Origin of the sequence: Flavobacterium psychroterrae, assembly GCF_018380615.1 — a bacterium.
Lineage (GTDB): Bacteria > Bacteroidota > Bacteroidia > Flavobacteriales > Flavobacteriaceae > Flavobacterium > Flavobacterium psychroterrae.
The window spans coordinates 39,350-52,117 of record NZ_JAGYVZ010000011.1; the positions used below are offsets into that span (position 1 = coordinate 39,350).

Genomic DNA, 12,768 nt, shown 5'->3' on the forward strand with positions numbered 1-12,768 from the left:
TAAATTGATTTATTCAAAATCAGAAAAATCTAATTGTTCATCGTTTCCAATGTTTCTTGTTGCCGTTTTTCCAATTAAATCATTAAAATGTTCTGCTAAAATTTTTCCTGTTCCAGGACGTTTCACCCAGATATTTTCTTTAGATAAAACCTCTCCTTTTTTTATTGGAGCGATAGCGCAAACTGTAGCAAATGCAAAATCAATTGTTACTTGTTCTTCTAAAGCCGGTTTTTTAGTTCCACCTCTCATTAAAGCTATTTCTGCAGATGAAACGATTAATTTCTGACATGCTTTTTCATCCATACTGCAAATAATGTCAGGGCCAGTTCGCTGCATATGATCTGTAAAATGTCTTTCTAAAATACTTGCGCCTAATGCAACGGCTCCTAAACAAGCATTATTATTTAAAGTATGATCGCTTAAACCAAAAACTTTATCGAGAAAAGCTTCGTGCAATTCTACCATTGCACCAAAGCGCACTAAATGAATGGGCGTAGGATATAAATTCGTAGTATGCAAAAGTGCCACCGGAATATTATGTTTGTCAAAAATAGCAACTGCTTTTTGAACGCTTTCGATTGTATTCATACCTGTGCTTAAAATAACCGGTTTGCCAAAAGAAGCAATATGTTCTAATAACGGGTAATTATTGCATTCGCCGGAACCAATTTTATAGGCGGGAATATCAAATTTCTTTAAACGTTCTGCCGCAGCTCTTGAAAACGGAGTAGAAATAAAGATCATGCCTTTACTTTCAACATAGTTTTTAAGTTCTAATTCATCGGCTTCATTCAATGAACAGCGTTCCATGATTTCATAAATAGAAACATCGGCATTGCCGGGAATTACTTTTTTAGCAGCGCCACTCATTTCATCTTCTACAATATGGGTTTGATGTTTTACAACCTCAACACCTGCGCGATACGCTGCATCAACCATTTCTTTTGCAACTTCTAAAGAGCCTTCGTGATTAATTCCTATTTCGGCTATTACTAAAGGTGGAAAATCCTGCCCGATTTTTCTTCCTGCTATTTCTATAAATGGATTCATAAAGTAGGTTCTGAATTAAGGTTTTATGTGTTTATTGTATAAATATTGGGCGTAATCAAAGTCTTCTTGTGTATCAATATCAATATTGGCAAAAATATGATCTGTTTCAAAAGGAAATGCATCTTCAGCAATAATTATATCGTTCATAATTAATGCTGCTTTTGTGATGTATAGTAATCCGTTTTCATAAAAAAGGGGTTCTAAATCCTGACTTCTCTGACCAATTTTGTAATTGTATGGAATAAATTTTTTGTCTGTTATCTTTCCGAATTTTTTGTGATTTCCTGAAACAGTAAACAAACTATTAAAATTTTGTTTTTGATAGATGCCCAATGTTTCTTTTAATAAATTTTCAGGACGAAACGGGTTGGTTGCCTGCAGCAAAATAACATTTGCAACATTTGCATGATCAATATTTTGCAAAACATGTTTTAAGGCGGAAACTGTTGGTTCAAAATCACCCGAAAGATTTTCAGGTCTGTCAATAACTTTTGCACCATATTGCAATGCTATTTTTTTTATTTCCTGATCGTCTGTTGAAACATAAACTTCATCTATAATTTCGCTATTTGCCTGTGCATACAATATACTAAATGCCAGTAATGGAAAACCATCTATTAATTTTATGTTTTTTTCCGGCAGTCTTTTAGATCCGCCACGAGCTGGAATTATAGCAATATTTTTCATTCAAATAAAATTAAGAAATGATGGTTTCTTCTGGCTGCCAATAAATTTTAGTATTTTCAAGTTCTTGAAATTCCGAAAATTCCTGATCTGAAAATCTGTTTTTATTTTTAATGATTTTAGGCATGGAAACAATTAAATTAAACCCTGCAAAAACCAGTGCTTTAAGCGCTTTAAAATCACCTTTAAAAACTTTTAGTTTTAGCTGCATCCAAACAGAATAGAGCATTTTTTTTGGAATTAATTTTACTGGTAAAAATAAAAAATACAAATACCATCCAGCTCTTAATGATCTTTGTAATCTAATACTATAATCGGTATTTTTTTTCCTTGCTTTAATATTCACTCTGTGATTTACTAAAACTTTGGGAAAATAATGAACTTCCAGATTTTTTTTAAATAATTGCATTGAAGCAAAATCTTCTTCTCCATAAAACTCAAACCATTCCGGATAATTAGGAATATCTTTCCATGCGCTCATTCTCCAGACATGTCCGCAACCTACAAATCCTTTTACTCTTTGTGTTTTTTCTGTAGATGTAAATTCAGCTGGTCCTTCTAATCCCCAAAAAATGCGAAGCGCTATTAAACCGCAATTTTTATTTGTATCAAAATGATTCTGAATAAGCTGTAATGGATTTCGAGTAATAAAATGTGCATCATCATCTAATGAAATGGCAAAGTTTGCCTTTGTTTCATTAAGCATTTTATTCCGACAGTAAAGATATCCTTTTGATACTTCATTACGATAAATTTTAACTCGGGGAAAATCTTTTTTTATTCTTTCAAAAGTTCCATCAGTAGATCCGTCATCAATAATAACGCATTCAACATCTTTGGCTTCTAATAAATAATTTATTTTAGACAATGTAACAGCCAAATCTTCTTTACGATTTTTTGTGGCTATTAAAATTGAAAAAGTCATTTGATTTAAGCTCATTTAATATTTTTTTACCATTTGTTTTGGTAATTTTTTCCACTTCATAAAACTTCTTGAAACCCAATTTACAGCGATTAATTTGGTAAAAAGTTTATTCCTAACAAAATAACTGATACCACTTACATTTTTACGTTTTATAAAATTCAGGTTTGAATAATTAACGGCTGGTATTTTATTTGGTATCTTTTGCATCCAGTCTTCATAAATATTACCCATATGAAATGCGTAATTATCATAAGTTGTCAGCCTCCAATATCCTTTTTTTAAAGGTTTATTATCAATATAATCTTCGCCAATTCCAGCTGCTTTTTTACCTCCTATGAAAGAGAGTAATTCTTCAAAAACATCTTTTTTATAAGTGGCAACAAAATGTCCTGAACCTACAAAACATTTCACATCTCCATAATTTAAACCTAATGCAAATTTTAAATAGTCCTGATTATAATTTCGGTCCCATCCTATACTATCATAAAAATGAATCATGGCTTGCTGATTTTTTACAGGAAGAAATTTTAAATCTTTATTGAAAAAATTATCAAAAATAACATTTCCACAATATCTTTTAAACATATTAAATTGCGGAACAATCCCGACAACTCCGGCTTTTGGAATTGTAGAAAAAACTTTTATTGTCTCGGTTTGCCAATCCGAAAGAAACATAACATCTGCATCTGTAACAGTTACAAGTTCTATATTGTTTCCTGAAAGCCCTTTAAAAACAGCATTAATTTTCCCGATGTTATCCGTATGAATTAATTCTTTTATTTTTTTTTGTTCAAAAAGATCATTAAGGTATTCTACCACATTGCTACAACTGCCATTATTGACAATCGTAATAAAAGTTCTGTCATGAATTGTATTGAATAAAGAATCCAGACATATTTTTAATATTTTCAGTCCATCTAAAAAATATCCTTCTTCATTAGGTATGTAAACAGGAACTATTATTTGATGTATAAAGAAGGATTGTTCTTGACTAATTTCTTTATTAGGATTGTTACCTATTCTCATAAAATGCTTATTTTAAAACTGGGAGCGATGAATATTTAAATGCTGAAAAAATTATTTTCCTTCAGCTTTTTATATAATTCCTCTTTTGATACGGATACATTATGGCTTGAAAATTCATCAAAACTCACATTTGAATTTTCATAAATGTTTTTATAATGCATCATATATAAATTTAGTTTTTCATCCAGGTAAGTTCTTGGAGTTTCTTCTTTAGCGATCATAATTTCATGTATTTTTTCTGAAATTCTTGGTACTCCTAATGAAAATTTCAGTCCAAATTCTTCTTTATAAATTTCAAAAAGATCTAAAACCCGAAAGCTTGGAATATTTGGGATAATATTAAATCCTGTAAATTGAAATGAATTGTGTATTAATCCAACTGCTTCTTCAACATCGATCATGAAACGGGTCATTTCCGGCGAATATAATTTTAGCTCGTATTTATTTTTAATAGAATCTAATATTAACGGTATAATACTTCCGGTTGAATTTAATACGTTACCGTAAATTGCTGTAGTAAGATTAACATTTGATTTTTCGGCATCTACTATAAAAGATTCTCCGCCAATAAACTTCATTGCTCCGTATAATGTTGTTGCTGCCCTGCTTTTATCCGAAGAGATAAAACATGCGGCTTTAAAATCATTTTCTTCGGCAACATTGCGAGAATTAATTGCTCCGTTAACAATGGTTCTAAGTGCTACTTCAACATTTTGATCAACGGCTTCAATTTGTTTTAAGGATGCTGCAAAAATACCGTGATCATGATTTTTAGCAGCTTTATTCATTAACTTAAAATCTGAGACATCGCCAATTACACAGTTAATTTTTGGGAATTGTTTCTTTAAATAATAATGTTTAGCCTCGTCTCTGCTATAAATTGTTATTTCGGCTTTGTCATAAAAACTTTTTACTATTTCTCTTCCAAGATAACCAGCTCCACCCGTGATAAATAATCTCATATTTTATAATTAATATAGCTCAAATAAGTTTGATACAAATCTAATTCAAATTTTGTCTTCAATTCCGGAAATTTATGACTTTGGTTAATTTCATGAAAATGTTGTAAAAGTCTGTAAATTTCATCAACTGAAGTTTCCTGATACAAAATTTCGCTTTGTTTTAGATTTCCAATGATTGGCAATACATCATTAATACTAACTAGGTTTACTTTGTTTTTATTAAATTCTATTGGCAAATCATTATGCAGATTATAGCAAAATGTTGCTACAAAAGATGTTTTGTTGGGAACTGCATAAATTCCAAAAGAATTAGGAAGTTTAAAGGATATAAACGCTGTACCAACGGAGATACAATACTCATTTAATGCAATTTTTGCTTCTTTTTTAGATTGTCCGTATGGATTATCTAAATCCTCTTGTAAGGATGACAAAAAAGCAATATTACATTTAAGATCATTATCTGTTAAACATTTTATTGTGTCGCTGGTAAGTTTTCTATTTAATGCGGTTAAAGTATCGGGATCTTTATGTCGTTGAATAAAAGCACCATGAATAAGCCAATCTAATTCTTTCACTTTTGAAAGCTGACCTAGATAATCTCTTCCAAGTTCAATCACTTCATATTTAAGAATATTTCTAAAATACTGGGTTAGATGTATCCCTATAAAACCTTTTTCTCCTGTAATTGCTATCTTCATTTATTAGAATTAACAGATATTATTATTTGATTAATTTCATTAATCGATATCCTTTGATACAATTTCTTAATTTTGAAATCTTGCCTGTTTGTAGCACTATTTTAATTCCTTCGATTACACCCAGATAAAATTGTTGTTTTAAAACAGTTTTAGAAAAATGTTTTTTGTAAAAGTAGAAATATAGCTTTTGCTTTTCTAATTCAACATTAATTGATTTTCCTTTATCTCTTTGCCCGCCAACGGGTACTTGTAAATGTTCGACTAGAATTTTAGGCTGAAAATAAATATTTGCTCCAGCCTGAAGCAAACGCATTCCGTAGTCCCAGTCATCTCCCCATATTGAAAAATTTTCATCAAACAGAAATCCTGCATCTTTAAAAATCTCTTTTTTTACAATATTTAAACCGGAGCATACTTGCAGTCTAAATCTTGGTTTTGAAAAATTATGTGGTTTTGCAATAGTATCTAAAATGGTTTGATATTTAAATTCTGCTGTTTCCATTCCTTCAAACTGAATTCCGGGAATTAAAACATCGATAATATTGGGTTTTAAAATTTCTATTATGTGTTCAAATGCTATATTTGGAATTCTTAAATCATCATCTAAAAAAAACAGCCATTCTTCATTTTTATAATGTTTTAAAGCTTGGTTTCTGGAATGATTTACCGATTTATCTCTTCCGTTTTTCACGAAAATAAAACTGAAGTTCAGTGCTAATTTGTTAAGATCTGATTCTATATCAACCTGACTTTGATCGACAATAATAACTTGCGAAATGTATTGTTCGAAAGCGTTTAAATCTAATAACAAATTAGATAAACATTCTAATCGATCTCGTGTTGGAATAACTAAAAAAAAGTTTTTCATTTATTGAATATTTTAGCGTACACTGTATAAACAGTTGGGAAAATATTAAGTTTTTTCAGAATCAAAATTATACGATATTTTATTAATCGCAACTGAAAATTTATTGCCGACCCAAAACCTATTTGCTTAAAATGATAATTAAGTATTGTTTTATAATTATAAAATGATGGGATATTAAAAAAAGCAACCTCTAGCTTATTTAAAATGGCTTTGCTTTGAAATTTATTTAAGACGGTACTATATTCTGTGAAAAGTATTTTAACAAAATCAAATGTAGCCTGATTTTTAAGTCCATTGCTGCTTGAATCTCCTGTTATACTTAAATTTGAAACCCGAATTAAAAGTTGGGCATCATTTATTGAATAAATAAAATTGGGCATAGAAAATTCTAATACAGCCAAATCATCAGAATGCCAGGCAAGAGGTAAATGTCTAAAGTTTTTTTGTTTTACTATTTCTTTTTTAAATAAATATTCACTCAAGGAACTTCTGGTTTTTTTAGAAAATTTTCTGGCCAGAAAATCTTGTCCTGTTTCTAAAACAGGATGTTCAAATTTATCCGAAAAGACTTCGCCTTTTTCATTTATTACCTTGGTAGAAAAACGAACTACATTTATATTTTGGTTTGTTATTTCTTCTTGATTATTATAAAATTGTTCGATTACATTATTACTTAATACATCATCATCACCAAGAATCATAATCCATTCCTCATTGTCTGTAAGCTCAATACATCGCTCCCATTGTTTAACTAGTGATATTCCTCCAAGATTTGAATCAAAATAATGATAACTATATTCAAAAGCATCTTTAAATTTATCCAGCAATGATATTGGATTTTCCGGACTTGCATCGTTTCCTATGTAAACTTTAAATCTTTTATCTGTTTGAGTTTTTAAGGATTGTAGAGTTGCTTCAAAAAACTCCAGTTTGTAATAAGGTATTACTATAGCTATCATTTTTTCACTTTTTTTAGTATCCATTTTCCTAATCCCAGTAAATGTAGTTTTGAAAGGATCTGCTTGATTTTATTTCCTGTTTTATAGGATGTTGAATGCTTATATTTTTTTAATTGAAGTGCATTTTCTCTTGATTGCTGATAATACTTTTCGATTAAAAAAATTAAAAATGCTTCGAATTCATTTTGCGATAACATTGTTTTTAAAATAGGAAATGAATAAAAGAAGTTGCTTTTCATGTGGTCAAAATCTTTAGTCATATTTTTTTCATGGTATCTATAATATGCCAATGGTAAATCAACAAAAATAACTTCCGGATTGTTTTTAAAAATCTTCAGCCACATGATCCAATCTTCTTTTGCGCCTAATTCAGACTGAAACCGAAAATTTTCAAAATTGCTTTTATGGAAAAAACCACAATGAATTGGAATATTAAATTGAAAATCCCAATCGTATAATACTTTTTCGAAGGTAAATTGTTCCGGAGAAAGTTTACAAAAAGGTTGTTCGAGATTGACTAAATCATCTCTAAACATCATGAAATTTGAAATGACGATTTTATGCTTTAAATGGTGTATTGACGCTAAAACCGACAGTGACTCTTTTATTTTATTTTCATGCAATAAATCATCTGAATCCAGAAACTGAACAAACTCTCCCTTTATTTTACTTAATGCATGATTACGTGCATAACTAACACCTTTATGTTCTAAATTATAAAACGAGAAACGGCTATCATTTTTAATAAATTCTCTAACAACCTCAACTGTGTTATCAGTAGATCCATCATCTACAATAATGCATTCCCAATTAGTATAGCTTTGAAACAAAATTGATTCTAAAGTTTCTTTTATTAGATTTTCTCTATTAAAAGTGGGGATTATTATTGAAACTAAGGAAGCTATTTGCACAGTTTTATTCATATTATTATATTCTACCAATCATTTTTTTGATTATTCCTTTTATAATTTGAATTAATGGCAAATCAATAAGACTTTGATTGTTGTTATTCGAAAATTTACAAATAAAATCATCTATTGATTTAGATGGTAAAAAATAAAGTTCATTCCAAACTTTTGGTATTAATGGATGAATGTTTTTATATTCCTGATAGTTCGAACTGGTTAATGACTTCCAAAACAGAAAATAAGTTTGGGTATCAAAATCATCTCTATGTCCCCAATTATTAATTTTCAACATTATTTCTTCTTCCTTTCTTGCCCATGACTGATGTATTACTTTTATATTCGAAAAATAATTCTTTATGTTATCATTTCTTCTAGTATGCGTATTAAATGTTTGATTAGTTATAAAAGGAAATTGCTCATTATTATCTATAAAAAGATATCCGTCATGAAGCTCTCTATATAATGTAATTAACTTACCTTTTATACAAACCGGAGTTTTATTTGGTAAAATATTTAAATACCAATACTTATTTAAATATTTGGCTACTTCTTTAAAGTCATAAATATATTCATCCACATCCAATTGAATTTTCCATCCTCTTCCTAATTTCTTAAGAACCAAATTTCTTTCTCTTGATTCACATTCCATCGGACTTAAAGTAGGAATGTAAAAACTGTCAAAATAAAATTCTATAATATTTCTTCTATCAAAAATTTTAACTTCATCAAAAAAAGAATCCGGGATTTCAAAAGAATTCCCACTCCATGTTTTAAAATCAACATCAATCCCAACTACGATTTTATCAACATACTCATATAACTGTTTTACTGATGTCAAAAACATACTGTAATCGTAAGATAGAATGTACCCAACTTCTATTTTCATTTTAATCTTTTTTTTGCAACATAATAATTATAAAGCTTAAAATTGTTCCAAAATGATTTCTTTGGAAAATTGACATGAAAATAAGTTATATTTTTAAAGGTAATTCTTAAATGACCTGAATTTCTCATAAAAGCGTCTACTCTTTTTTCAAATAACTCTCCTCCATATTTTGGATAACGGTCGGATTTAACATTTGTTTCACTGTAAATATCCGACTTAAAGCATTTTGTTTTTATTAAATAACATTGGTCTGAAAATCCAAAGCCTACAAAAAAATCATCTATATCATAATTAGATTCACCCTTAGCCTCTTCTATTCTATTATTCCATATAGGGTTTGCAACAATAAATTTACTATCTTTTTCTAAGGCTTCAATAGCTTTTTTTATCCAATCAAAACCAATCTTTTTTACAAAGGAATCACTTGAAAAATGTAATAAATATTCAGTTTGGCAAAAGTATATTCCCGTCAATTCAGCAATCGAATAATTAAAGCCTCCTTTAAATGAATCTTTATTTAAATTAAAATAATCGAGAACAATCGATTCGTGCTCATTTACGATAATTATTTTATCAATAACTCCCTCTTTTATTTTATTTTTTGCATATTTAACGACTTTTGCTATATCTTTAACATTATTAATTATCAATTGCTTACAAAAAAAATCATGATTACAATTATTAATTAATTTAGTCAAATAATCACCGTACAATATATATTCCCAATCATTCTCATATACTTTTATCTCAAATGTAACTTTCATAATGTTTTTAATTTCTATACCGAAGTACACTTAAAATATCTAAATCTTACAAAATAATTCTGAGCAATTTATAAACACTCTTTTATTATTATTTAAATATTATAATCTTGATTAATTAAATCGCCATTTTTATCCACTCTCCAAGAACTTGAATCATTACAACTCTTAAAATAAAATATCTGCTCGTCTGTTAATTCATTATTATTAATGTACCAACCTCCATGCCTTGCACTGTAAGGAAAATTTGTTCTACAACCCCTTAAAAACGAACCCTCATCATGAATGTATTTTGGTCTATACAAAGCAAAAGTGGTATCAATACCTGCCTTAAAATCTCCTTCGTTAGTTTTTGATCTCCAAAACTGACTTTCCCATTTTACTATCTTTTCTTTATTAAAATTAGTGTCTGGAATGTCATCGATTTTCAAACTATACCCTACTTTGGTTATATTCATGTTTTTATTTAGGACTTTTTTAAAATACAATAAAAAATCTTCAGGACATTCTTCTATTGGATTAATATCAGCATCTGTTATAGCATAATAGCCATTTGAATACTGTTCAAACAATTCTTTAACTTTCCAAAAAACTAAATGACCATAATTTTGCTTCAAGCGATGAATCGTTACGGTGGATTCAATTTCATTGAAATACTTAATTAAAGGTTGATAGCTTGAGTTATTATCAATTATAACAATATTTTTATAATTGTGTACCTTTAAAAAATTTATCAACTTTTTTAGATAAAAAAGCTGATTAAAACTTATAATTATTATAGGAATCAACTTATAATCAAAATTTTGCTTAATTACATTTACATTGAAAGTATTATTTAAAAATTGGACGAACCTAAACTTAGTCCATTTATAATATTTTTTTAAGGTTGATTCTATCCTAAGAAAATCAAAAAGCTTTACCAAATATTTTTTCATTCTACTTTTTATTTTTTTTATAAAAGATAGATTTTATTACAAATTTACCTGTCTTTTTTAAGCCTACTTTTTTAAAAAAAAGAGGAAATATAATCAAAATCTGACAAACATTTGTAAAAGAGTATACGTCATCCCTTTCTTGATAAAGTTTGTACAACCTTTTCTTTTCATTATTTATAAATTGCAAAAACATTCTATGTTCGTAAATACCCTTTTTACCATTTATTAAAATTAGAGAATCCAATAAATTTACTTTTCTCTTTAGTTTTTTCAGAATAAACTCCAAATTTAATCCCTGTTTTTGTATATCAAAAAAATAAAGTTCTTTATCTAATTGTGGAATTACTTTTTGTAGCATTGTAATTCTAACTTGATGTGCAACTTTAATTTGCTTTTCATTTCTAATCCTTGAAACTTGTTGATTATGAACTCTATAATAAAGCAAAACTTGCCCTATATTTGCAGTTTTTTCCAAAAAAACCAAACGTGACCATAATTCATAATCTTCTGCAGGCTCCATCTCAGAATCATATGCAAGCTTATGCTCATCAAATTTAGCCTTTACAAACATAATTGTAGGATGTGCAATATAACATCCTGAAATTAGCTTTACTTTAATTTCATCATGTATTAACGGATGATCGCAAACTTTTTTTTCTCCAATTACCTGATATAATGTCCCACATAAAACTACATCAAGATTTGTATCTAAAAAATCTACTTGTTTTGCAAAACGTTCCGGTAAACTTATATCATCACCATCCATCCTAGCAATATATTCTCCTTTAGCAATAGTCAATCCATGATTTAAACTATTAGTGTAACCTGAATTTTGAGGTTTTTGTATTAATTGTATTCTTGGATCATCATATGCCTTTATAATTGATACTGTTGCGTCTGATGAAGCATCGTCAATTATTATAAACTCAAAATCTGAAAAGGTTTGATTTAAAATACTGTCTACTGCTTCTTTTATATAAAGTTCGCAATTGTAGACAGGCATTAAAACTGTTATTTTAGGAATGGAAGACATTATTTTTTTTCGTTTTCAAATAATTCTACGTCTGCTGCAACCATTTGTTTTACTATATCAGCTAAATCAAATTTGGGTTTCCATCCTAAAACTGTTCTTGCTTTAGTAGAATCTCCTATTAATAAATCAACCTCTGTGGGTCTGTAATATGTTGGGTCAACTTTTACAACTTCTTTTCCTATTTCAATTTGATATTCAGGATTAGAACAACATTTAATTTTTGCAATTTCATTTTCATTTTCTCCCACAAAATCTAGTTCAATACCACACTCTAAAAATGCCATTCGAACAAATTCTCTAACATGAGTTGTTTTACCAGTAGAAATTACAAAATCTTCCGGATTATCTTGTTGCAAGATTAACCACATTGCTTCAATATAATCTTTTGCATGTCCCCAATCTCTCTGAGAATTTAAATTTCCTATGTATAAAACATCTTGTAAACCTAACGCTATTTTGGCAACAGCCATTGTGATTTTTCGGGTAACAAATGTTTCTCCTCTTAAAGGTGACTCATGATTAAATAAAATTCCGTTACAGGCAAACATATTATATGCTTCGCGGTAATTTACTGTGATCCAATAGGCATAAATTTTTGCTACGCCATATGGTGAACGGGGATAAAATGGTGTTTTTTCGTTTTGCGGTACTTCCTGCACTAAACCATAAAGCTCTGAAGTTGATGCCTGATAAATTCTTGTTTTTTCTGCAAGACCTAAAATTCTTACGGCTTCTAATAATCTCATTGCGCCCAAACCATCAACATTTGCAACATATTCAGGGGTATCAAAACTTACTTTGACATGTGACATCGCTCCTAAATTATATATCTCGTCCGGCTGTACTTCTTGTATAATCCTTATTAAATTTGTGGCATCTGACAAATCTCCGTAATGAAGAATGAATCTTACATTATCTTCATGAAGATCTCTAAATAAATGATCGATACGTTGTGTATTGAATGATGATGCTCTTCTTTTTATACCGTGTACTTCGTAACCTTTCTCTAATAAGAATTCTGCTAAATAAGCACCATCTTGTCCAGTCACTCCAGTTATTAATGCCTTTTTCAT

The 12,768-nt window shown here is 29.1% G+C and carries 14 protein-coding genes; all 14 read right to left on the minus strand.

Annotation, left to right across the window (positions count from 1 at the left end; translation table 11 throughout):
* Positions 1 to 9: 9 nt before the first annotated feature.
* Positions 10 to 1,050, minus strand: a complete 1,041-nt coding sequence (locus tag KHA90_RS12735) for an N-acetylneuraminate synthase family protein (RefSeq protein WP_213300432.1) — start codon at positions 1,048 to 1,050, stop codon at positions 10 to 12.
* Between the two features lie 15 nt (positions 1,051 to 1,065).
* A complete protein-coding gene (locus KHA90_RS12740; RefSeq protein ID WP_213300436.1) occupies positions 1,066 to 1,737 on the minus strand; it encodes an acylneuraminate cytidylyltransferase family protein in 672 nt (223 codons plus the stop codon).
* A 10-nt stretch (positions 1,738 to 1,747) separates the two neighbouring features.
* Positions 1,748 to 2,674, minus strand: a complete 927-nt coding sequence (locus KHA90_RS12745) for a glycosyltransferase family 2 protein (RefSeq protein ID WP_213300439.1) — start codon at positions 2,672 to 2,674, stop codon at positions 1,748 to 1,750.
* Positions 2,675 to 3,685: a glycosyltransferase family A protein gene (locus tag KHA90_RS12750; protein ID WP_213300442.1), complete on the minus strand. Its 1,011-nt coding sequence runs from the start codon at positions 3,683 to 3,685 to the stop codon at positions 2,675 to 2,677. It abuts the gene before it with no gap.
* Positions 3,686 to 3,720: 35 nt separating this feature from the next.
* Positions 3,721 to 4,647, minus strand: coding sequence for a polysaccharide biosynthesis protein (locus KHA90_RS12755; protein WP_213300445.1), 927 nt, complete (start codon positions 4,645 to 4,647; stop codon positions 3,721 to 3,723).
* On the minus strand, positions 4,644 to 5,345 hold the full coding sequence (locus KHA90_RS12760; RefSeq protein WP_213300447.1) for a Rossmann-fold NAD(P)-binding domain-containing protein: 702 nt from the start codon (positions 5,343 to 5,345) through the stop codon (positions 4,644 to 4,646). Before KHA90_RS12760 ends, KHA90_RS12755 begins: the two co-directional genes overlap by 4 nt.
* 22 nt (positions 5,346 to 5,367) lie before the next feature.
* A complete protein-coding gene (locus KHA90_RS12765) occupies positions 5,368 to 6,213 on the minus strand; it encodes a glycosyltransferase family 2 protein (protein ID WP_213300450.1) in 846 nt (281 codons plus the stop codon).
* Positions 6,210 to 7,172, minus strand: coding sequence for a glycosyltransferase family 2 protein (locus KHA90_RS12770; RefSeq protein WP_213300454.1), 963 nt, complete (start codon positions 7,170 to 7,172; stop codon positions 6,210 to 6,212). The genes KHA90_RS12765 and KHA90_RS12770 overlap by 4 nt, the downstream gene beginning before the upstream one ends.
* Positions 7,169 to 8,095, minus strand: a complete 927-nt coding sequence (locus KHA90_RS12775; RefSeq protein WP_213300456.1) for a glycosyltransferase family 2 protein — start codon at positions 8,093 to 8,095, stop codon at positions 7,169 to 7,171. The genes KHA90_RS12770 and KHA90_RS12775 overlap by 4 nt, the downstream gene beginning before the upstream one ends.
* 4 nt (positions 8,096 to 8,099) lie before the next feature.
* Positions 8,100 to 8,966 (minus strand): hypothetical protein, encoded by an 867-nt coding sequence (locus KHA90_RS12780; protein WP_213300459.1) that lies wholly within the window; start codon positions 8,964 to 8,966, stop codon positions 8,100 to 8,102.
* Positions 8,963 to 9,730 (minus strand): hypothetical protein, encoded by a 768-nt coding sequence (locus tag KHA90_RS12785; RefSeq protein WP_213300462.1) that lies wholly within the window; start codon positions 9,728 to 9,730, stop codon positions 8,963 to 8,965. Before KHA90_RS12785 ends, KHA90_RS12780 begins: the two co-directional genes overlap by 4 nt.
* 92 nt (positions 9,731 to 9,822) lie before the next feature.
* Positions 9,823 to 10,662: a glycosyltransferase family protein gene (locus KHA90_RS12790; protein WP_213300465.1), complete on the minus strand. Its 840-nt coding sequence runs from the start codon at positions 10,660 to 10,662 to the stop codon at positions 9,823 to 9,825.
* A 1-nt stretch (position 10,663) separates the two neighbouring features.
* A complete protein-coding gene (locus tag KHA90_RS12795) occupies positions 10,664 to 11,695 on the minus strand; it encodes a glycosyltransferase family 2 protein (protein WP_213300468.1) in 1,032 nt (343 codons plus the stop codon).
* Complete coding sequence (gene gmd / locus KHA90_RS12800; protein ID WP_213300482.1) at positions 11,695 to 12,768, minus strand: GDP-mannose 4,6-dehydratase; 1,074 nt, start codon at positions 12,766 to 12,768, stop codon at positions 11,695 to 11,697. The genes KHA90_RS12795 and gmd overlap by 1 nt, the downstream gene beginning before the upstream one ends.